This window comes from Streptomyces sp. NPDC079020, assembly GCF_044542225.1.
Classification (GTDB): domain Bacteria; phylum Actinomycetota; class Actinomycetes; order Streptomycetales; family Streptomycetaceae; genus Streptomyces.
Genome location: NZ_JBITUB010000018.1, coordinates 78,593 through 99,267, shown reverse-complemented (window position 1 = coordinate 99,267; position 20,675 = coordinate 78,593). Strand labels below are relative to the sequence as shown.

Below are 20,675 nucleotides of genomic sequence, written 5' to 3'. Positions count from 1 at the left end.
GAACGGCACCACAGGAGGATCCCGACCATGATCGACTGCCATGTGCACCTGTGGGACCCGTCGGCGGGGTTCCCCTGGATCCGCCCCGGAAGCGCGCACCACCGGGCGTTCGGCATCGAGGACCTGGCGGCCTCGGGGCCCGCCCCGGCCGTGACCGGCGCGATCCTCGTCGAGGCGTCCCGCGGCGACGCCGGCGAGACGCTCGCCCTGCGCGAGTGGAGCCTTCGCCGCCCCGACCTCGTCGCGGGGTACGTGGCGAACCTGCACGTCCACGGCGACGGTGGCCCCCACCGCTTCCGCGCGCTGCTGAACGATCTCGGCGACACCCGGCCGAACGGCATGCGCCTGGGCGGTGCGAGCTGGGCGGACACCCCGGCATCCGCCCGTGCGCTCGTCCCGGAACTGGCTGCGGCCGGGATGGTGCTGGAGCTCGATCTGGGTGCCGGGGCGCTGCGCACCGCGGCCGAAACGGCCACCCGGCACCCCGGTCTCACCGTGGTCGTCGACCACCTCGGGAACCCGCCGAACCTCCGTGCGGACCCGGGGGAGTGGTACCGGGACCTGGAGCGGGCCGCAGCGGAGCCGAACGTGGTCGTCAAGCTCTCCGGTCTGCTCACCCAGCAGCACGGCGTGCCGCCCGAACGGACCGCCGAACTGGTCCGGCGCGCGGTGGACGCGCTCGGCCCCGACCGCTGTCTCATCGGCTCCGACTGGCCGATCTGCCTGCCCCGCGGCAGCCGCGCCGATTCGCTTGGGCTCTCCGTGCGCGGTCTCGACCGGCTGTCGGACGACGAGCGCGAGCTGGTACTGCACACGAACGCCGTCCGGGTGTACGGGCTGCGTGGTTGACAGTCGTCGAATCACCCTGATTCTCATCCGATGTGACGTCTCTCGGCGAGGTCGTCGGAACGGAAGGGCCGGCCAAGTGTCCGGACGGTGCGAAACCTGACAATCCTCGGGATTCATGACCCCTGCGTCCCACCGGGATTCCATCGATAGGCGATGAGCGCGTACCATGGCGCAACTGGCTCGCCTCATCGCAGGATTGGGAATTCATGGCATCGAATGCGTCGGCTGGATTCGTCTCCACGCTGGCCACCAACAAGGACCGGTTCCGCAAGACTCTGATCTCCGACCAGGTCTACGACCTGCTCCGCCAGGCCGTCGTCGGGGGTGACCTCGCACCGAACGAGCGCGTGGTCGAGTCGGAAATCGCCCGACGCCTGGGGGTGAGCCAGGCCCCGGTGCGCGAGGCGGTCAAGCGGCTGGCCCGCGAGGGCCTGCTCATGCACGTCCCGCGCCGCGGCCACTTCGTCGTCGAGATCTCCGCGCAGGACGCCGAGTACGCCCGGCAGGTACGCGAACCACTGGAGCGGCTCGCCGCGCAGCTCGCCACCGAACACATCACCGACGACCACCTCCGCGAGCTCGACGCGCTGGTCGAGCGGATGCGGGACGCCGTCGCCGCGCATGATGTGAGCCGATTCCGTGACGCCGACATCGAGTTCCACACGGTGGTCAGCCGGATCGCGGGCAATCCGTTCCTCGCCCGGATGTGGGAGGTCATCGAGCCGAGCCTGCGGACCCTGCGGGCCATCTCCGACCCCCTCTTCGAGGGCGACTGGAGTGCCATGGCCGAGGAGCACGGCCGGCTCGTCGGCCTGCTGCGCTCCGGGGACGCCGAGACGGCGGCCGCGGCGTTCGCCGACCACGCGGCCGGCCGCGGGCCCGTGCCGGACGCGCGCGAGGTGAAGAGGAAGCCGCGCAAGGCCGCAGTCAAGAAATGAGTACCGCCCCGCACCACAGGCCCGAGCCGGACATCCGGCTCGGGCCTTCTCGCGGGGGCAGCCGCCGTGGCCGAAGGCTGTCCCGTGCTCCCCGGCGGGCGCGCGACGACAGCTGCGGCACCTCGTGGCGTGGCCGGGACGTCCGCGTACACCCGGTAAGCGGACGTCCCTCCGTCGCGCGACGCAGCGCGTCCGACGCCGCGCGCCGATCCACCCGGGTCAACGGCACACCCTTCAGCGGTGCGCGCCCGCCGTCCACTTCGGCGCCCCGTACTGGTACGCGCCGAGACTGGGCGTCGCGTCCGTCGAGCCGTCGTTGATGCCCGGCAGCGGGATCGCCCGACTGCGCGCGGGGGAATCGGCGGTCAGCCGGTAGTCGTGCCCGGCCGCATCGGCGAAGAGCGGGTCGGTCTCGCCGGGCAGGTTGTTCGAGAGCACGAGCCCGCCGTCGGTGGCACCGGTCAGACCGCGGATGGTGCCGATGTTGTTGTAGATCTTCGTGCCGGTCGACTGCCACGGCTCCTTGACGTAGAACAGCGTCATTCCACCCGTGTTGTTGTACACACCGTTGTTGTGCGATCCGGTGCCCAGACCGTTGAGCATCACCGTGCCTTCCCGGTTGCCCCAGCCCACGTTGTTCGCGATCACCAGATCGCTCTGACCGTTGTCGGCGTAGACACCCGAGATCCCGAACGTGGTGAGAGTCGTGGCCGGCTCCGGATCGTGCAGCACGTTGTGATCGATGGACGTCCCCATCATCCAGGCGCTGCAGCAGGTGTAGATCGCCGCGACGTCGAGACTGAGGCGGGCGTACCCCGAGATGTCGTTGTACGCGATCAGGTCCTTGCCCGGGGTGCGGCCCTCCACGGTGTTCCACTGGAGGTTGATGCCGCTGCGGCCGACCCGGCTGATCGTGTTGTGGGTGACCGTCTGGCTGTTGCCCTGGACGGCGATGCCCGCCGCGTACGTCCCCATGTAGTCGACGTCGTGGATCACGTTGTTCGTGGCGGTGTTGTTCTGCCCGCGCAGCGCGACACCGTTGCCCGCGCTCAGCGACAGATCGCTGTTCACGATTCTGTTGTACGTGCCGTCGAGGACGATGCCCGTGTCGCCGACCCCCCGCGTCACCGTGCTGCCGCAGTCCGTCGTGCCGCGCGTGATGTCGGTGTAGTGCGACAGATACCTACCGGTGATCCCGTCCAGCGTCACACCCGTGCTGGCCGGGCCCGTCCTGATGGTGGAGGCGAACAGTCCGACGCCCGCCACCGTGGTGTGGCTCGCGGCCGTCAGGTCGAAGGCCAGGGACCGCGTCTTCGCCTCGATGGTGTGCGCGGCGGGGCTGTCCTCGCTGTAGAGGTACAGCCGCTTCGCGGCCGTGTCGTAGAACCACTCCCCGGGGCGGGCGAGTTCGCCGATCTTCCCCGCGAGGGCGTACCGCGTCTCCTTCGGTACGACCTTGTGCACGCACGGCGGCGCCGCGTCCAGCGTCACCGAGCCGGCGGTGGAACTCTTCACCGTGCCGGTCGCCGAGACGTACCAGTAGCCGGTCAGGGCCCGTGCGCCGTCCCAGTACCCGGCGGGCCGGGTCAGCGCCTCATCCCTGATCGTCGCCTCCGCGCTGCCCGCACCCGCGTACTGCGGCGTGGGGTCGAGCAGGTCGAGCCCCGGGTAGGGCCACTGCGCCTCGACGTTCGCCCTCTTGTCGGTGAAGACCTGCACGGCGCTCACGTCGGGGCCCAGGTCGACGGACGTGCTGTAGACGTGTCCGGCGGCCACGGCGTCGCTGAACGCCGAGTCAAGGGCGTACGGATCCCGCTCGGCGATCTCCGCGACGTCCGCGCCGGTGACGGGTGCGAAGCCGCGCACCGGCGCGGTCCCGCTCAGTGTCACCTTCGCCCCGGGCGCCGCCCGGTAGGTGATCGGCAGCCCGGCGGTGCCCGACCGGGCCGGCACGACCGTCTCGGCGTACGTACCGGACTGGATGAGACAGGTGTCCCCGGGCTCCATGACGTCGGCACACCGCTGGATGTGGCGGAACGCCCGGCCCGTGTGGGTGCCCTTGTCGGAGTCCCGGCCCGAGGGGGCGACGTAATAGACCTCTCCGGTCCGGGACGGGTGCGCGGCTGCCGGTACGGCGGCCGCCACCACGGACAGCGAAGCGAGCAGGGCGGCCGCGGACCACGACCCCTTACCGGGGCGTGGCCACCAATTCCTCGACACTGGATGGTCCTCTCTTCTCTGGAGGGATGCGATCCGCCCGTTCATCCCTTCACCGCGCCCACCGTCAGACCGCTGATGATGTGGCGCTGCATGTAGATGAAGAAGATGATCACGGGCGCGATGGCGAGCAGCAGGTTGGGGAACACCTTCGTCAGATCGGTGGAGTACTGGCTGATGCCGGCGTAGATCGCCGTCGTCACCGTGTAGTGCCCGGACGAGGGGCTGAGCAGGATCTGCGGCGAGATGAAGTCGTTCCATATGCCGATGGAATTGAGGATCAGGACGGTGACGACCGCCGGACGCATCAGCGGGAAGATGATGGTCCAGAACGTCCGGTAGCGGCCCGCGCCGTCGATCGTCGCCGCATGGTCGATGTCCACCGGGATCGTGCGGATGAAGCCCACGAACAGGAAGATGCTGACCGGCAGCGTGGATGCCACATCGTGTGCGACCAGACCGGTCACGGTGTTGGCGAGACCGACCTCGCGCAGTACGTAGATCACCGGGATGATCACGGCGGCGCCGGGGATGAACGTGCCGGCCAGGAAGTACAGCATCACCAGCTGCGTCCGCCTCTTGAGGCTGCGGGCGATCGCGTACGCCGCCGGTCCCGCGAGCGCGATGCAGAGCACGTCCACCGTGACGACGAGGAACAGCGTGAATCCGTAGCCGCCGATGACGTTGTACTGCGGATTGCTGATGGCGGCGGACATGTGCTCGAAGGTCATGCCGCTCAAGGGGATCGAGAACGGGCTGTCGAGGATGTCCTGCTGCGACTTGAAGGCATTCACGATCAGCAGGTACACCGGCACGATCATGACGATGAACAGCAGGCTCAGGAGCACCCGGCGCAGGGGGGAGCGGGACTCCCGCTGTTCCATCGGCAAGATTTCCGGGGCGGGAGCCGGCGCGGTCCGCGGTCTGTCGCGGACCTTCGGTTCAGTGACGACCACCATCGGCTCCTAACCGGTCGCAGCTTGGTCTTGGCGGTTGCGCAGCGCGGTCACGGCGAGGGCGAGCACGGCGGAGACGACCATCAGGAACACCGCCTGAGCCGTTGCGTAACCGACCTTGGTGCCCTCGAAGGACCGGGCGAGGATGAGATAGGTGAAGGTCTGTGTGGAGCCGGCCGGACCTCCGCCGGTGAGGCTGACCACGATGTCGTACGCCCTCAGCAGACCGACCAGGTTCAGCACGGTCGCCACGGTGATCACGGGCGCGATCATCGGGACCACGATGCGCAGGTTGATCTGCCGCCTGCTGGCGCCGTCGATCGCCGCGGCCTCCAGGAGTGCGGCCGGGACGGTCTGCAGGGCGGCCACGAACAGCACGACGTTGAAGCCGAATCCGGCCCACACGATGACACCGATCAGCGAGTACAGCGCGAACTTCTCGTCGAAGAGAAAGCCGACCGGCTCCATGCCGAACGTGGCGAGGGTGTTGTTGACCGCCCCGTTCGTGCCGAGGATCGCCGCCCACAGATAGCCGAGGATCAGCGCGCTGATCACGTGCGGGAAATAGGCGACGGCACGGAAGAACGAGTTCGTCCGCGACCGGCCCTTGAGGATCAGCGCGTACACCAGGCCCGCGCCGACCATCAGGGCGGTGCCGATCATGGTGATCATCGCGGTCACGTACCAGGCGTCCGTCGAGCTCGGGTCGTCGAAGAGGTGCTTGTAGTTCTCCCACCCGATGACCTGGGCCGTGGAGAAGCCGTCCCAGTCCGTGAAGCTGAGGTAGACCGCCACGCCCACGGGCACGACCGTCAGCACGGTGTACAGGAGCACGGCCGGGCCCATCATGCCGAACGTGACGGCCGCCTCGCGGGCACGGGCCCGCCTGCGGCCGGGGCCGGGGGCCGCGGGAGCGGCGCCGGAGCGGCGCGCCCGCCGCGTCAGTTCTGCGAGTTCCACCACTTGTCCAATCCGCCCGCGGCATCCTTCGCGGAGGTGCCGGTGTACAGGGACTGGATCTGCTTGTTGAGCTCGTCGCTGAATCCGGCGACCGGCTGGTTGTCACCGGACTTCACGAGCACCGACGGCGTGCCGTCGAGGATCTTCTGCACCGAGGTGCCGAGGCTGGACATCGGGTAGCTGAAGCCCGTGCGCAGATTGCCGTCGGCGGCGAGCTGGCTCTTGATCGCTTCCTCGTCGGTGACCAGCCACTTCACGAGGTCGATGGCCTCGGCCTTGTGGCGCGACTGTTTGACGACGGTGTAGGGGTTGGAGATGTTGCCGAACTGGCCGGACGGGTAGGCGCTGTCGGTCGGCATCGTGAAGACACCGATCTCCTCGCTCTTCTTCGCCGCGTCCGCCGCGGGCACGAAGAAGGAACCCATCATGTACATCGCCGACTTGCCGTTGAGGAAGGCGGTCTGCCCGTCTGCGTACGTCAGACCCAGTGCGCTCTTGTCGAGGTAGCCCTTGTCGATCCACTGCTCGTAGCGCTTCAGGTACGGCACATAGCCGCTGTCGGCGAAGGAGACCTTGCCGTCGTTGCGCTGCTTGATCCACTGCGGGTTCCCGGTGAGCACACCGGCGTCGGCCATCATCGAGAACTGTCCGCCCGTCACCCACTGGCCGGCGGTCTGCAGCGGCTTGTAGCCCGCGGACTTCAGGCTGCCCATGGCGGCGGTGAACTGATCGAGCGTCCGGATCTCCGACGCGTTCACTCCGGCCTTCGCGAAGGCCGCCTTGTTGTAGAAGACCAGCGACTGGATCTGCTCGCCCACGCCGACCATGTACGTCCTGCCGCCGATGGCGTACTGGCCGGCCAGCGGTGTGTCCTTCGTCCAGGCCTGGTCGGACAGGTCCGTGAAGAGTTTGACCGTGTCGGGTGCCGGGATGATCTGCTGGGCGATGTCGGGCGGGTCGCCGGCGGCGAGGTCCTGGGTGAGCTTGGCGTTGGCGGAGACCGTCCCGGTCAGCTCCAGCTTCACCTTCACGCCGGGACGGCTCTTCTCGTACTTCGCGAAGAGGCCTTTCCAGTACTGCTCTGTCAGGTTCGGCGAGATGTTGACGATGATGCGGAGAGTCGTGCCCCCCGCAGCCCCGTCGGACCCGCTTCCCCCGCAGCCGACCGCGGAGGCCATCACGAGCGGAGCCAGAGCGACTGCGGAGGCTCGGTGCCACATGGTTCTCATCGGACACGCTCCATTGCTTAGTCGTGAATAATCGATAGCTGAGGAACAGTTGCAGGTGTTCGTGCGAGTTTCGGCAGGAAGGGGAGGGGCGCCGCGGTCCGAACGGTGCGGTCGGGGCCGGGTGGGCGCCCATCGCAATCGCCTATCGATTGCTGATGCTATGGGCGGCACCCCCGCATGTTCAAGGGTGCTGCCGAAACCGCTTGCTCCCGTTCGCCCGCTGCCTGTCGGCGGCGACACGGACCGCTGGTCAGGGGCCGGAAAGCCGCCGGGGCCGGACGGGTCGGGTGCCCCCGACTGCGGTCGTGGCAGCCGGTGTTCGCGGTCCTGCCGTTCCCGGCCCGGGATCTCGTGGGCGCCACGTTCCGCGTCGCGGAACGCCCGCGCGCACGGCGGAGGAGCGGCGGCGGTGCAGGGGGCACGGAAGACTCCTGACGGATTGACAGCACTAATCGATTGGCTGTTATCTACCATCGATAGACGATGATGTCACTGGTGTTGCGTGCGGGGAGCGCGCGGAGAGGCACGTGAATGAACCCGAACAGGGATCAAGGAACGTCGTCGGCGGGGGAGACCCCGGTCTACGAGTCGATGCTGTCGCCGGTCCACACCTCGTCCTTCCGGCGGCCGACACGGCGGATGGTGGAGGCGCTCGAGGACGTGAGCGCGGCGACGGCCTGCGCGAAGCTGCACCAGATGGGCATCACCCGGACCTTCATCGACGGGCCGGTGCCGCTGCACCGGGAACCGGACGTCAAGGTCACCGGCGGTGCGGTCACCCTGCAGTTCCTGCCCCAGCGCGAGGACGTCTTCAACGGCGCCGCACAGGAGGACATCGAGCGCAGGACCCCGCTGTGGGGGGTGCTGGAGTCGATCACACCCGGCGACGTACTGGTGATCTCGGCGCAGGCGAGCCACTTCACCGGCTGTCTCGGCGACATGCTGGTGCGCTACTTCAAGCTGCGCGGCGGCGCCGGGATCGTCGTGGACGGGCGGGTACGGGACGCGGCGCGGATCCGGGCCCTCGGCGTCCCGATCTGGTGCACCGGGGTCACCCCGCACTACGCCTCGCAGACGGAGCTGTTCCCCTCCGCGTTCAATGTGCCGGTGGGTGTCGGCGGCACCCTGGTGACGCCGGGGGACCTGATCGTGGCCGACGAGGACGGAGCCGTGGTCGTACCGCAGGACCGCGCGGTCCCGCTGGCCGAGGACGCGCTCCTGCACCAGGACCGTGAGGCGTTCGCACGCCGCCGCCTCGACGAGGGCGGCCTGCTCTCCGACTACTATCCGCTCACCGGCGACGGGCTGGACGAGTACCTGGCGAGCAGGCCCGCGACCTGACCGCCCCGCGGGCACCGTACGGGGACGGCTTCGTCCCCGTACAGGCCGCGCGGGCGCTGCTCCTGCTTCAACGAACGCTGTAGTAGAGGGAGTTGTGCGCGGTGTCCGGAAGATAGAGCACATCGTTGCCGTCCGAGTCACGCCGCACCGCGAGCCGGTCCGCGCTCACTCCCGGCGCGGCGGACTGCGCGCTCCAGGCCCCGTCCGCCGACTGCGTCGCGGCGAAGACCCGGTCGGTGCCCGAGGCGGTCACGTAGTAGATCCGCTTGGTGTCCGTCTCGTCCCACGTGATGCCGAGGGCGGCCGCGGTCTGGCCGCCGGCGTACACGGTCTTGCCGACCCAGTCGCTGCCGCTCGGATAGGAGTAGTACACGCGGAAGTTGCCGCCGCTGTCGGCCGAGCGGTAGCGGTAGGCGACCTTCGGGACGGAGCCGTCGAGGGTGAGCTTGGCGCTCTGCACCGCGGGACCGGTGTACGCGTTGTCGATGCTCCACTCCTCGCCCGCGGTGAGCTGCTGGATCACATCGGAGGTGTCGGGCGTCACCGGGACGGTGAGCGCCGCGCCCGCACTGTCGGCGAAGCCGCCGGTCGCCGGGTCGTAGCGCAGGTAGGACAGCTTGTGGCGGAACCCGGTCGCCGGCGCCTTGGCCCACTCGTACAGCAGGTGCACACGCCCCTCGCTGTCCACTGTCAGGTCGTCGGGATACACGGAGCGGTTCAGCGCGCCGGCGAAGGTGGCGACCACGCTCCAGCGCGCCGCCGCGTTGTCCCAGCGATAGAGCTTGCCGGGGCGCTGGTCGGATCCGGCGCCGACACGGGCGGCCAGATACAGATCGCCGTTGGGTGCCGTGGCGACGATCGGATAAGTGATGCCCTGGCCCTGGTCGGGCAGTTCGGCCGCGTGGTCGGTGACGTCCCCGCCCGGGGCCTCGGTACGGAAGTAGCGCCAGGCGTCGGCGTGCATGGAGGCGAACACGTGCAGACGGCCACTGCCGTCCCGCGCCACGGACGGCTGGTTGTGGCCGTTGTCGTCGGCGAACTCGGCCCGCGCCCCGCTCCGGTCGCGCAGCGGCAGCAGGCTCCAGACCCCGTCCGGGTCGCGCCGCGCGATGGCGGGCCGGTGCGTGGCGGCCGTCGAGCCCGGCTCGTTGAAGGCGAAGTACGTGTACTGCCCCCGGCCCTTGTACGTGGCGACCGGCGTCCACCAGGCGGCCTGGTTCGACGAGTCCATCGCGTACGGGACCTTCTCCAGCACCGTCGCCGCGGCTGCCGTGCTCTGCGCGGTGTCGGCCGAGGCGGCTGTGACGGGTGAGAGCAGGGCGGCCAGGGCCGCGGCCGAGGCGGTGTACGTGCGTGCCGTGGAACGTCGCAAGGTGAGCTCCTTCGCGGGTGCGTGCTCGGGCGTGGAGATGACGCGGACGGCAGCGGCCCGGGGGCCGGCCGGCGCGGTCGTGGTACCGGTACGGAGCAGGGCCCGGCGAGGTCGTTCGACATTCACCGGGCCCGGACAACGGCGCTCGGTCTCAGCGCTTGATGAGCGCGGCGGCCTCCTCGCCCGCCTGCTTCATCGCGTCCTTCGGCTTCGACTTGCCCACGAGGACGGCCTGCACCTGCTTGGCGACGGCCTCCTCGATCTGGGCGTTCTGCGCGAACTGCCAGAACGGGTTGCCGGTCGCCGTCCTGGTGATCTTCTCGGTCCACTCCGTCGTGAAGGTGTCCTTGGCGACCTTCGGGTCGGCCAGACCCGCGGTGGTGGACGGCGGCAGTGCCCGCGCGGCGAAGTAGTCGGAGGTGGTGGCCCGGTCGCTGGTGGTGTGCAGCGCGAACTCGGTCGCCGCGTCCTGCCCCTTGCCCTTCACGATCGCGATCACGCCGCCCCAGAGAAGCGCCTGCGGGGTGTCCCCGGCCTTCAGCACCGGACGCTCCATGGGCTGCATGGCGTCGGCCAGCGTCTTGTCCTTGGACTGGGCGGAGGTCACGCCCTTGCCGATGATGGCGTCGTCGTAGAAGGCCGCCTTGCCCTGCCCGAACAGGGCGCGCGCGTCGAAACGGTCCACGTCGGCGGCGATCAGCTTCTCGTCGTGCAGCTTCTTGTACCAGGTGACCGCGTCGACCGAGGCGTCGTCGCCTATCGTGACCTTCCCGCCGTCGAGCAGCTTGCAGCCGAAGGTCTGCATCCACGGGAAGATGTCCTTGAGCTGCGCGACCTTGGTGGCCGCGGCATACGGTACGACACCGCCGCGGAGCCCCTTCAGCTCCCGCAGCGCGGCCTCGAACTCCTCGATCGTGGTGGGGTGCTTCTTGATCCCGGCCTTCTCCAGAAGCTGGGAGTTGGCGATCACACCGATCGATCCGGTGTTCCACGGCAGGCCGAACTGCTTGCCGTCGTACTTTCCGCTGTTCAGCGCCACATCCGTGTAGCCGCCCTTGCCGGCCACCGATCCCAGGTCGGCGAGCTTGCCCATCTGCGCCACCGCGGCCAGCCATGCGAGGTCGAGGTGCACCGCACCCGTCGTCTCGCCGCCGCCGAGCTTGAGGGTGAGCTGGCTCAGGTACTCGTTGTACGGGTACGAGACCGCGCGGATCTTTGACTTCTCGGCCTTCTCCCACGCCGCGATGATCTTCTCGATCGAGGGCTTGGCCGCCTCCTCGTTGAGCGACCAGGAGGTGAAGTCGAAGTTCTTGGACTTCGGGTCGCCGCCGTTGGAGGTGCTGCCGGCGCCGGACGGTGCGCAGGCGCCGAGCACACCGGCGCCGGCCACACCGAGCGCGCCGATGCCGAACATGCGCAGCGCGCCGCGGCGGCTGATGCCAGAGGTGGTCATGATCTCTCCATGAGGGAGTGGGCGGAAGGGAAGTGCGTGGGGGAGGGGTGCGGGCCGATGCCCCGGGTTCAGCTCTTGACCGAGCCGGCGGTCATGCCGCCGACGAGGTAGCGCTGGAGGAACATGAAGGCGACGACCACGGGGATGGACACGATGAGCGAGGCCGCCATCAACTGGGGCCAGGCGGTCTGGAACTCGCCGATGTAGGTGGAGACGAGGCCGGGAGGCAGGGTCTGCTTCTCCTTGTCGGCCAGGGTCAGCGCGAAGATGAAGTCGTTCCAGCCGCGGACGAAGGCGAACAGCCCGGCCGCGATCATCCCGGGCGCGGCCAGCGGGGCCACGATGGAGTGCAGCATGCGCCACCGGGACGCACCGTCGATGGACGCCGCCTCCAGCAGGGCGTCCGGGATGGTGTCGAAGATGCCCTTCAGCATCCAGACGCACAGCGGCATGGTGAACGTGGTGAAGGAGAGCACCAGGGCCGTGTACGTGTTGAGCATGCCGAAGCTGGAGAACACGGTGTACAGCGTCACCAGCAGGAGGGCCTGGGGGAACATCTGGGAGGCCAGCACCAGGTGCATCAGCGACCGGCGCCCGCGGTAGCGGAACTTGGAGAACGAGTAGCCCATGTACGTGGCGACGACCACGCTCAGCACGGCGGTGATCGAGGCCACGATGAGCGAGTTGACCATGTACTTGATCAGCTGCTCGTTCTCGGCGAGGGCCGTGAAGTTGCTGAGGGTGAGATCGGTGGGGATCAGCTTCGGCGGGAACTGGAAGGTCGACTCGGGGGTGCTCAGCGCGGTGACGAGCAGCCAGTAGACCGGCAGCAGACCGAAGGCGCCGATGACGACGACAGCGCTCCAGGCGGCGATCCGAGAGCGCAGCAGGTCCTTGCGTATCCGGCGCCGCGTGGTGCGCCCGGCCCGCGTGGCGGACGGCCGCGGACGGTCCGCGACGGACAGCGGGGTGGAGGTGGTGGAGGTCATCAGGCGTCGCCCTTCCGCTCGGTGATCCTGAGGTGGATGGCGACGAGGAGGAGCAGCAGCAGCATCCACAGTCCGCCCAGCGCGGTCGCCCGGCCGATGTCGAAGCCCTTGAACGCGGTCTGGTAGACGGCGGTCGCGAATGTCTCGGTGGTGCCGGCCGGTCCACCGCCGGTGAGGACGTAGATGGTGTCGAAGTGCTGGAAGTTCCAGATGAACTCCAGCAGCAGAACGATGGAGGCGACACCGCGGACCTGCGGCCAGGTGACGGCGAAGAAGCGCCGGATCGAGCCCGCCCCGTCCATCGAGGCCGCCTCGTGCAGCTCCCTGGGCACGGTCTGCAGACCGGCCAGGAGCATCACCATCATCCACGGGAAGCTCGCCCAGGTCTTGGTGACGATGACGGCGATCATCGCGGTGCCGGGCTGGCCGAGCCAGGCGACGGACTCGTCGATGATTCCGGTCTTCATGAGGACGCCGTTCAGCACCCCGTAGTTCGCGTTGAAGATCCACATCCACAGGAAGGAGACCACCACGCCCGGGATCACCCAGGGAAACAGGAACAGGCCGCGCAGGAAGCCGCTGCCCTTGAGGCCGGTGTTCAGCGCGAGCGCGAGCGCGAAGCCGAACACGAAGGGGACGAGCGTCGCGCCGACGGTGAAGACCAGCGTCTGCTTGAGGATCGTGAGGAAGTCGCCGTCCAGCCAGTACGTGAAGTTCTCCAGGCCCACGAACTCCCGGCCCGGCAGCCGCAGATCCTGCTTGAAGAAGCCGGTGAACAGCGCGGACAGCAGCGGGTAGAAGATGATCGCCGCGAACAGGGCCAGTCCCGGTGCGGTCAGCAGCAGGGCGAACGCACCGTTGGAGAGCCGTCCGCCGGTCCGCTCACGGGGCGGGGGCGCCTTCTGGGGAGGTGCGGCCGTACTCATGGGTGTGTCCTCTCGAACGGGGCGGGAGCGCCGGGGCCCTGCGTGAACGCCATCCATGCTCCATTGAATGCAAGTTGCAGCATGCGGGATCGTTCTCCATATCGTGCGATGGCGTCAACCCTTTTGGGCAGTGAATCGCCGGTTCTGCGCAGGACCGGCGAACTCGCCCCACCTGCTCTGAACGTGAAAATCGGCTCGCGACAGCCAGGTCGATGGCCGTGACCGAAACTTACAACGGATCCCACTAGCTGAACAGTGGTTGCACAATATGGATGTGATGTACGTTCAAGGCGGCTCCGCGATGGCGGGGAGTATCCGAGCTTCACCACCAAGGAGGCCGCACCGTGCGGGAAGAAGAGGTCCATTACGACATCGCCGTGATCGGTGGCGGATTGGCAGGGACCTGTGCGGCCATCGCCGCGGCCCGGCTCGGCCGACGCGTCGCCCTGGTCAACAACCGGCCCGTCCTGGGCGGCAACGCCAGCAGCGAGATCCGCGTCTGGGTCTGCGGCGCCACCGCACACGGTGTGCACCGCTGGGCCCGCGAGACCGGGATCATGGGCGAGCTCTACACCGAGAACCAGTACCGCAACCCCGAGGGCAACCCGTACTACTGGGACCAGGTCGTCCTCGACGCCGTCCGCGCCGAACCGAACATCGACCTCTACCTCAACACCGACGTGCGCGAGGTCGACGCGAGCGGCCCCGACGACAGCCGGGAGGTTCACTCCTGCACCGGCTGGATGATGGGCTCGGAACGCAGGATCACCTTCCACGCGCGCCAGTTCCTCGACTGCACCGGGGACGGCCTGCTCGGCCACCTCGCCGGCGCCCGCTACCGCATAGGCCGCGAGGCACAGGCGGAGTTCGACGAGCCCTGGGCACCGGCCGAGGCGGACCGGGAGCTGCTCGGCTCGACGATCCTCTTCCACACCAGGGACACGGGCCGGCCGGCGAAGTTCGTACCACCCGCCAGTGCCAAGGACCTGTCGACCACGCCCATCCTGCGCAACCGCATCCTGCGCACCGGGGACAACGGCTGCGACTACTGGTGGATCGAGTGGGGCGGCGAACTCGACACCGTTCACGACAACGAGCGCATCCGCGACGAGCTCCAGTCCGTGATCATGGGCATCTGGGACCACATCAAGAACTCCGGCGAGTACCCCGACGCGGCGAACCTCACCCTGGAATGGGTCGGCAGTCTCCCCGGCAAGCGCGAGTACCGCCGTTTCGTCGGTGACTACATCCTGACCCAGCAGGACATCCTCGAACAGCGCCAGTTCGCCGACCGGATCGCCTTCGGCGGCTGGTCCGTCGACCTCCACCCCGTACAGGGCATGTACGCCGACGAGCCCGGTGCCCGCCAGCGCTACGCGGACGGCATCTTCCACATCCCGCTGCGCTCCCTGTACTCGGCGAACGTCACGAACCTCCACTTCGCCGGGCGCAACATCTCCGCCACCCACATCGCCTTCGGGGCCACCCGCGTCATGGCCACCTGCGCGACACTCGGCGAGGCCGCGGGCACCGCTGCCGCCCTCTGTGTCGCCGAAGGCCTCACCCCACGCGAACTCGCCACCGGGCGACCGGAACTGGTACGCCACACCCTGCTGCGCCAGGACGCCTCCGTGATCGGCCTCGCCGACGAAGACCCCGGAAACCTGGCGCGTGCGGCCCGCGTCACCGCCTCCTCCCACCTGACCCGCCTGGCCGCCGAACCCACCGCGACCGCGCCCGGCGCCCCGTACCCCCTCACCCGGGACCTCGCCCTCCTGCTCCCGGTCGACCCCGCGCTGGACACGGTGGACCTCCTCGTCCAGGGTGCCCCGGACGGCCGGTCCCGCGAGCTCACCGTGGAACTGTGGGGTACGGGCCACCCCGAGAACGCGGTCCCCACCGACCACCTCCTCACGACCACCCTCACCGTCCCGTCCGACGGCCCCCACTGGGTCACGGCCCGTCTGGACCACCACCCGGACACTCCCCGCAACGTGATCCTCATCGTCCGCGCCTGCCCGGGAACGGCCCTGGTCCTCCTCCCCGAACGCACCGACGGTGTCCTCGCCCTGCGCAGCAAGGCCGAGGGAGACGCGGCCGTGGACCACGACATCCCGGAGGAGGACGGACAACGGGTCCTGGAGTGGCAGGCCCGCGGTCTGCGCCGCCAGACCTTCGCCTTCCGCGCGACTCCCGACACCGCCGCGTTCCACCCGGAACGGGCCGTAGGCGGGTACCAACGCCCCTACGGCGGCCCGCACATGTGGTCCTCCGGGCCGGGGAGCGCCCCTGAGTGGCTCCGTCTCGACTGGGAAGAGGAGCGGGAACTCACCCAGACACGCCTGGTGTTCGACGACGACGTCGACGAGTACCTCAACAACCTGCACCGGCACCGCACCCCGTACGAGGTCATGCCGGAACTCGTACGCGACTACCGCGTCCAGAGCCGCGGCCCCGACGGCACCTGGCACACACTCCTGACGGTGACGGACAACCGTCGCCGCCACCGCGTACACGAACTGAAGGCCGCGGACGGCCGCCCCGTACGCACCGACGCGCTACGGCTCGTGGTCGACGCGACGCACGGGGCACGGCACGCGCACGTGATCGCCTTCAAGGCGTACGGCGCGTAGCCGCACGGCGAAGGGGTCCGGTGAAGGTGATCAGCCTCCACCGGACCCCTTCGCCGTGTACGTCAAAGTGCGCCGAGCGCCTGACTGATGGCATCGGCGGCCTCGATGACCTCTCGTACGAGGGCGAGGCGCTGGCCCTCCGCGTCGGCGCGGTCCCCGAGCAGCGAGGTGGGACCCCACAGGGAGATGGCGGCGACGACGTCCCCCGAAGCGTCGCGGACGGGAGCGGCCAGGGACGCGCGGCCCAGGGCACGCTCCTCGGCCTCGACGGCGTAACCGGTGCGCCGCACGCCGTCGATCTCGGTGTCGAGGAGGTCGTGACTGGTGGTCGTGTACTCGGTGTGCGCGTCGAGCGGTTCGGTCAGCAGCTTGCGACGCTCTTTGGGAGTGAGTCCGGTGAGAAGGCACTTGCCGATGCTCGTGGCGTGCAGCGGGGCGGTATGTCCGGCCTGCGTATACGACTTGGGGGCGCGCGTTCCCTCGAAATTGCACAGGAACATCAGCTCGGTGCCGCGGCGGACGGCCACATTGGCCCCGAGTCCGGTGCGGGTGGCGAGGTCCTGGAGCACCATGCGGGCGGCCCGGTGTACCGGGTGGCGGTTGGTGGCGGTGGCGGCGAGGGTGAGGATTCCGAGGCTGAGCCGGTAGAGGTTGCTGACCGGATCGCGTTCGACCATGTCGAGGCGTTCCAGGGTGGACAGCAGGCGAGAGGTGGTCGAAGAGCCCAGTCCGGTGAGCTCGGCGACGTCGGAGACGCGCAGTTCGGCCCGACCGGAGTCGAGTGCGCGCAGCACCGAGACCGCTCGTTCGACGCTCTGGTTCGTCCCGACATCGGTCGCCCGCGTAGCCATGACCCTCCTCATTTTGCAAATCGCTTGCACAATCTGCATCAGCATATCGCGCATGATCGGGGCCTGTACCTGATATCGGCGACAGCGGGGCGCGGCGATGGCCGCCCGCGCCCGCCGATCCGCGGGCCTGTCCGGGGGCGCCCCCGGCACCGGGCAGGCCGGCGTGATCTGCCGCGTGGGTGCGGCCGGTGCGCTGCCCGGCCGGGCCGGGGACCCGGACATCGTGATCGTCGGTGATGCCGGCTACGACGTCATGCGCCTGGCCCGGCAGCCGGGGCGTCGAACGTGATCCAGGTATCGGGTGCCAGGTCGGGGCGCCCCGGTACCGGCCTGCGTTCCTCGGTCCATTCGCCGCCGGCGATCTCGGTGGCAACGCGACGCCAGAACGCGACTGCGGCGGTGTTGCTCTGCTGGAAGGCGATGTCCCAGGGCCCCGGGTGTTTCGCCACGACCTGTTGAACGGCCTGCAGCCCGATCCCCGCTCTGCGCGCCCCACGGACGACGAAGAAGCTGTTCAGCACGCGTGTCGGAGCAGTCAGGCTGCGGACGAACGCGAGGCCGACAGGCGATGTGCCGCTGGTCAGGAGGTAGGCCGCCCAGTCGGCTTGCGTGAAAGCGGCGTGGAGCCGGTCGTTCCGGAAGGTTCCGTCGGGGTTGGGCAGAGCACCGCTGAACTCGGACATGTCGTGTCCGAACAGCAACCAGAGTCGCTCCAGCGTCGGTTGGTCGGATGCTTCGGCGAGGCGTACGGATACGTCGTTCATCAATCTCCTTCGGGCTGCGTGAAACCGTGGTGTCCGGGGCTCCCGGGCGGGCGCGCGCGGCGCGGCGGGATCACGGTGGTGGCCCCGTCGCGTACGGGGCGAGCCCGGGCATGAAAAAAGCCTCCCTGGCGGAGGCGGGGCCCGGCCGGGAAGGCTTGAGTACTGACAACAAACTATCAGGGCGCCCGATGTGCCCGTCCCGTGGGGTCGCGGCCTGGCCGGGGACCTTCGTCGTCCGGTCCCGGCGGCGAATTCGGCGCCGCGGCCTCCGCGTTCGCTGTCCCGGCTGCCGGCGGTGCTCCGGTGGAAGCCCGGCCGGCGGCCGAAGCCGTGGGCGGACTCCTCTTCCGGGCGGTAGTCGCGGGGCCGGATGGCTGGTCGCCGACCGCGGAACCAGCCGGTGCGGAGGATTCCGGCGGAGTGGCTCGTACCGTGCTCGCATGACCGCACGTCACCGCAGGAGCCGCCGCCCCGGGTACCTCGTGGCGGCGGCGGTGTTCGCCGTGGGCATGGCGGGCACTACCCTGCCCACGCCGCTGTACGGGCTCTACCGCGCCCAGATCGGGTTCTCCGAGCTGATGGTGACGGTGGTGTTCGCCGTGTACGCGGTCGGCGTCATCACCTCCCTCCTGCTCGCGGGCGACTACTCCGACCAGGTGGGCCGTCGTCCTGTTGTCCTGTGCGCCCTGGGCTTCGCGGCGGCCGCCGATCTGTGCTTCCTGTTCGAGGGCGGTCTGCCCCTGCTCTTCGCGGGCCGCCTGCTGTCGGGGCTCTCGGCCGGACTGCTCACCGGAGCGGCGACCGCCGCCGTCATGGAACTCGCCCCGCCGGACCGCGCGGCCCGTGCCGGGTTCGCGGCCACCGCGGCGAACATGGGCGGCCTGGGCTGCGGCACGCTGCTGGCCGGTGTGCTCGCGCAGTACGCTCCGGCGCCGTTGCGGCTGCCGTTCGCGGTGCATCTGGCCCTGGTGGTGGCGGCCTGTGTTCCGGCCCGGCTGCTGCCCGAGACCGTGGCCCGTCCCCGGCGGCTGCCTCATGGACGGCCCCAGGGGATGGCCGTGGCGCCTCAGGCGCGGGGGGTCTTCCCCTCGGCGGCGATCGCCGCCTTCGCGGGCTTCGCGCTGCTCGGGCTGTTCACCGCTGTCGCACCGAGCTTCGTGTCCGAGGTGCTGGGGATCAATGATCTGGCCCTGTCCGGGGCGGTGGCGTTCTCCGCCTTCCTCGCCTCCACTCTGGGGCAGTTGCTGACCGGACGACTGGGTGCGCGCCGAGCGCTGCCCGCCGGATGCCTGACGCTCGTGGCGGGACTGCTGCTCGTGGGTGCGTCCGTCCTGGTGGAGTCGCTGCCCCTGCTGCTGGCCGGTGCGTTCGTCGGCGGTTTCGGTCAGGGGCTGGCCTTCCGGGCGGGGCTGACGGCGGTCGGTGATGCCACCCCGCGCGAGCACCGCGGCGGCACCCTTTCGGCGTACTTCGTCGTCGCCTACATCGGAATCGCCGTACCCGTGGTGGGTGTGGGAGCGCTGACGCTCGGGCTGGGGCTGCGGACCGCGAGCCTGATCTTCACGGCCGTGGTGACGGCCCTGGCCCTGAGCGTCGGCCTGTATCTGCTCCGCCGGCCTACCGGGACGAGTGGGGGAGGTGGTGGGCGCCATTGACGAGGCGGGGGGCCCGCAGGGGGCTGTCGTCGCGGAGTTCGGGGGGCAGGAGGGAGCCGGGGAAGGACTGGTAGCAGACCGGGCGCAGCCAGCGCTCGACGGCGAGGGTGCCGACGCTCGTCGTCGCGGGTGAACTCGTCGCGGGCCACGGCCCCCCGTGCACCATCGCGTGGCAGACCTCGACCCCGGTGGGCCAGCCGCCCCACAGGATGCGGCCCGCCCGCTCCTCCAGCACGGGCAGCAGCCGCAGGGCCGTGGCCGTATCGGCGTCCGTTCCCTGCAGGGTGGTTGTCAGCTGGCCCTCCAGATTCTCGAGGAGGGAGAGAAGTTCCTCCGTCCCGGACCAGCGCACGACGAGCCCCGCGGCGCCGAAGACCTCGCCGGTGAGATCCTCGTGCGCGGCGTACGTGGCCGCGTCGCATTCGAGGACCACGGGGGCGGGCGCGTACGGGCCGTCCCCGGCCGTGCCCCGGGCCACCTCCCGCACTCCCTCGACGGCCGCCCACCGCTGTACGCCCTCGGTGTACGCCCGGGAGATCCCGGGAGTGAGCATGACCTGGCCCTTCGCGCACGTCACGGCCTGTGCCACCGCGGTGAGGAAGACGTCGCCCGCGGGTCCGGCCGGCAGCAGCAGAAGACCGGGGTTCGTGCAGAACTGCCCCGCGCCGTTGGTCAGCGAAGCCACATATCCGCCGGCCGCCGGTCCCGGCTCGGCGAGGGCCCCGTCGAGCATGATCACGGGATTGGTCGCGGACATCTCGGCGTGGACCGGCACGGGCACCGGGCGGGACTGCGCGGCGGCGACCAGCGCCAGTCCGCCGGCCCGGGACCCGGTGAAGCCCACTGCGGCGATCCGTGGATCGCCCACCAGGGCGAGACCGACCTCGTTGCCCCGGCCCACCAGCAGCGAGAACACACCGGCAGGCACACCTGTCCGCGCGGCGGCCGCGGTAACGGCGCGGGCCACCGCCTCACAGGTGCCCGGGTGGGACGGGTGTGCCTTGGCCACCACCGGGCAGCCGGCGGCCAACGCGGACACGGTGTCTCCGCCCGCGACCGAGAACGCCAGCGGGAAGTTGCCCGCACCGAACACCGCTACCGGACCGACGGGAATCCGGCGCAGCCGTACATCGGTCCGCGACGCGCCGGAGTCGATCCGCACGCCGAGCGCGGTTCCGCTTCTGACCAGCTCGGCGAACAGGCGCAGTTGCCCGCAGGTCCGCCCCCGTTCACCGGTCAGCCGGGCCGAGGAGAGCCCGGTCTCGTGGGCCGCGAGTTCCACCAGGGCGTCGCCGAGTGCTTCGATCTCCTCCGCGCAGGCATCGAGGAAGGCCGCCCGGCGCTCGGTGGACAGGGCGCGGAAGGCGCGGGCGTCAGCCCCGGCGAGCCGGGCCGCCTCGGCGATCTGCTCCGCCGACGCGTCCCGGAACCGAGGGCCGGTCGGCTCGCCGGTCGCGGCGGCGACCGCCCGCCAGGCGTCCCCCGTACCAGGGGCGTCACGGCCGGCCAGGATCGAGTGTCCGGTCAGGTTCACAACGATTC

The 20,675-nt window shown here is 69.8% G+C and carries 16 protein-coding genes; 5 read left to right on the top strand and 11 right to left on the bottom strand.

Annotation, left to right across the window (positions count from 1 at the left end; translation table 11 throughout):
• Positions 1–27 precede the first annotated feature (27 nt).
• Positions 28–849, top strand: a complete 822-nt coding sequence (locus tag ACIGJO_RS30290; protein WP_399963589.1) for an amidohydrolase family protein — start codon at positions 28–30, stop codon at positions 847–849.
• Between the two features lie 206 nt (positions 850–1,055).
• Positions 1,056–1,787 (top strand): GntR family transcriptional regulator, encoded by a 732-nt coding sequence (locus ACIGJO_RS30285; protein WP_399963587.1) that lies wholly within the window; start codon positions 1,056–1,058, stop codon positions 1,785–1,787.
• Between the two features lie 234 nt (positions 1,788–2,021).
• Here ACIGJO_RS30285 and ACIGJO_RS30280 read toward each other — a convergent pair whose 3' ends face one another.
• The 4 genes from ACIGJO_RS30280 to ACIGJO_RS30265 all read right to left on the bottom strand — a co-directional run bounded on the left by ACIGJO_RS30280 (position 2,022) and on the right by ACIGJO_RS30265 (position 7,140).
• Entirely contained in the window at positions 2,022–4,007 is a 1,986-nt protein-coding gene (locus tag ACIGJO_RS30280) for a right-handed parallel beta-helix repeat-containing protein (RefSeq protein WP_399963585.1), read from the bottom strand.
• Between the two features lie 41 nt (positions 4,008–4,048).
• Positions 4,049–4,888, bottom strand: a complete 840-nt coding sequence (locus ACIGJO_RS30275; protein WP_399963582.1) for a carbohydrate ABC transporter permease — start codon at positions 4,886–4,888, stop codon at positions 4,049–4,051.
• 81 nt (positions 4,889–4,969) lie between these two features.
• Entirely contained in the window at positions 4,970–5,923 is a 954-nt protein-coding gene (locus ACIGJO_RS30270; RefSeq protein ID WP_399963580.1) for a carbohydrate ABC transporter permease, read from the bottom strand.
• The gene (locus tag ACIGJO_RS30265) at positions 5,902–7,140 is read right to left on the bottom strand and encodes an ABC transporter substrate-binding protein (protein WP_399963578.1); all 1,239 of its coding nucleotides are present in this window, start codon (positions 7,138–7,140) and stop codon (positions 5,902–5,904) included. Before ACIGJO_RS30265 ends, ACIGJO_RS30270 begins: the two co-directional genes overlap by 22 nt.
• 540 nt (positions 7,141–7,680) lie before the next feature.
• On the opposite strand from ACIGJO_RS30265, the gene ACIGJO_RS30260 reads away from it, so the two are divergent.
• Positions 7,681–8,490, top strand: coding sequence for a ribonuclease activity regulator RraA (locus tag ACIGJO_RS30260; protein ID WP_399963576.1), 810 nt, complete (start codon positions 7,681–7,683; stop codon positions 8,488–8,490).
• Between the two features lie 67 nt (positions 8,491–8,557).
• Here ACIGJO_RS30260 and ACIGJO_RS30255 read toward each other — a convergent pair whose 3' ends face one another.
• The 4 genes from ACIGJO_RS30255 to ACIGJO_RS30240 form a co-directional block, all read right to left on the bottom strand.
• The gene (locus ACIGJO_RS30255; RefSeq protein WP_399963574.1) at positions 8,558–9,862 is read right to left on the bottom strand and encodes a BNR-4 repeat-containing protein; all 1,305 of its coding nucleotides are present in this window, start codon (positions 9,860–9,862) and stop codon (positions 8,558–8,560) included.
• 151 nt (positions 9,863–10,013) lie between these two features.
• Positions 10,014–11,315: an ABC transporter substrate-binding protein gene (locus tag ACIGJO_RS30250; RefSeq protein ID WP_399963572.1), complete on the bottom strand. Its 1,302-nt coding sequence runs from the start codon at positions 11,313–11,315 to the stop codon at positions 10,014–10,016.
• Between the two features lie 68 nt (positions 11,316–11,383).
• A complete protein-coding gene (locus ACIGJO_RS30245) occupies positions 11,384–12,304 on the bottom strand; it encodes a carbohydrate ABC transporter permease (protein WP_399963570.1) in 921 nt (306 codons plus the stop codon).
• Positions 12,304–13,230 carry a carbohydrate ABC transporter permease gene (locus ACIGJO_RS30240; protein WP_399963568.1) on the bottom strand — a complete coding sequence of 309 codons (927 nt, stop codon included), beginning with the start codon at positions 13,228–13,230 and terminating at the stop codon, positions 12,304–12,306. Before ACIGJO_RS30240 ends, ACIGJO_RS30245 begins: the two co-directional genes overlap by 1 nt.
• Positions 13,231–13,574: 344 nt before the next feature.
• Between ACIGJO_RS30240 and ACIGJO_RS30235 the strand changes: the two genes are divergently transcribed.
• On the top strand, positions 13,575–15,863 hold the full coding sequence (locus ACIGJO_RS30235) for an FAD-dependent oxidoreductase (protein ID WP_399963566.1): 2,289 nt from the start codon (positions 13,575–13,577) through the stop codon (positions 15,861–15,863).
• A gap of 62 nt (positions 15,864–15,925) precedes the next feature.
• Here ACIGJO_RS30235 and ACIGJO_RS30230 read toward each other — a convergent pair whose 3' ends face one another.
• Together ACIGJO_RS30230 and ACIGJO_RS30225 are read right to left on the bottom strand one after the other, a co-directional pair.
• Positions 15,926–16,714: an IclR family transcriptional regulator gene (locus ACIGJO_RS30230; protein ID WP_399963564.1), complete on the bottom strand. Its 789-nt coding sequence runs from the start codon at positions 16,712–16,714 to the stop codon at positions 15,926–15,928.
• Between the two features lie 251 nt (positions 16,715–16,965).
• Entirely contained in the window at positions 16,966–17,478 is a 513-nt protein-coding gene (locus tag ACIGJO_RS30225) for a GNAT family N-acetyltransferase (protein WP_399963561.1), read from the bottom strand.
• Positions 17,479–17,918: 440 nt separating this feature from the next.
• Between ACIGJO_RS30225 and ACIGJO_RS30220 the strand changes: the two genes are divergently transcribed.
• Complete coding sequence (locus ACIGJO_RS30220) at positions 17,919–19,133, top strand: MFS transporter (RefSeq protein WP_399963559.1); 1,215 nt, start codon at positions 17,919–17,921, stop codon at positions 19,131–19,133.
• On the opposite strand, the gene ACIGJO_RS30215 is transcribed toward ACIGJO_RS30220, so the two are convergent.
• On the bottom strand, positions 19,096–20,667 hold the full coding sequence (locus ACIGJO_RS30215; RefSeq protein WP_399963557.1) for an aldehyde dehydrogenase (NADP(+)): 1,572 nt from the start codon (positions 20,665–20,667) through the stop codon (positions 19,096–19,098). The two genes, ACIGJO_RS30220 and ACIGJO_RS30215, sit on opposite strands and share 38 nt — an antisense overlap.
• Positions 20,668–20,675 lie beyond the last annotated feature (8 nt).

What these genes read in the sequence shown, in the direction of transcription:
- ACIGJO_RS30240 (WP_399963568.1), bottom strand. Translation starts at nt 13,230, where the DNA reads ATGAGTACGGCCGCACCTCCCCAGAAGGCGCCCCCGCCCCGTGAGCGG.
- ACIGJO_RS30230 (WP_399963564.1), bottom strand. Translation starts at nt 16,714, where the DNA reads ATGGCTACGCGGGCGACCGATGTCGGGACGAACCAGAGCGTCGAACGA.
- ACIGJO_RS30225 (WP_399963561.1), bottom strand. Translation starts at nt 17,478, where the DNA reads ATGAACGACGTATCCGTACGCCTCGCCGAAGCATCCGACCAACCGACG.
- ACIGJO_RS30285 (WP_399963587.1), top strand. Translation starts at nt 1,056, where the DNA reads ATGGCATCGAATGCGTCGGCTGGATTCGTCTCCACGCTGGCCACCAAC.
- ACIGJO_RS30250 (WP_399963572.1), bottom strand. Translation starts at nt 11,315, where the DNA reads ATGACCACCTCTGGCATCAGCCGCCGCGGCGCGCTGCGCATGTTCGGC.
- ACIGJO_RS30220 (WP_399963559.1), top strand. Translation starts at nt 17,919, where the DNA reads ATGACCGCACGTCACCGCAGGAGCCGCCGCCCCGGGTACCTCGTGGCG.
- ACIGJO_RS30275 (WP_399963582.1), bottom strand. Translation starts at nt 4,888, where the DNA reads ATGGAACAGCGGGAGTCCCGCTCCCCCCTGCGCCGGGTGCTCCTGAGC.
- ACIGJO_RS30260 (WP_399963576.1), top strand. Translation starts at nt 7,681, where the DNA reads ATGAACCCGAACAGGGATCAAGGAACGTCGTCGGCGGGGGAGACCCCG.
- ACIGJO_RS30290 (WP_399963589.1), top strand. Translation starts at nt 28, where the DNA reads ATGATCGACTGCCATGTGCACCTGTGGGACCCGTCGGCGGGGTTCCCC.
- ACIGJO_RS30245 (WP_399963570.1), bottom strand. Translation starts at nt 12,304, where the DNA reads ATGACCTCCACCACCTCCACCCCGCTGTCCGTCGCGGACCGTCCGCGG.
- ACIGJO_RS30265 (WP_399963578.1), bottom strand. Translation starts at nt 7,140, where the DNA reads ATGTGGCACCGAGCCTCCGCAGTCGCTCTGGCTCCGCTCGTGATGGCC.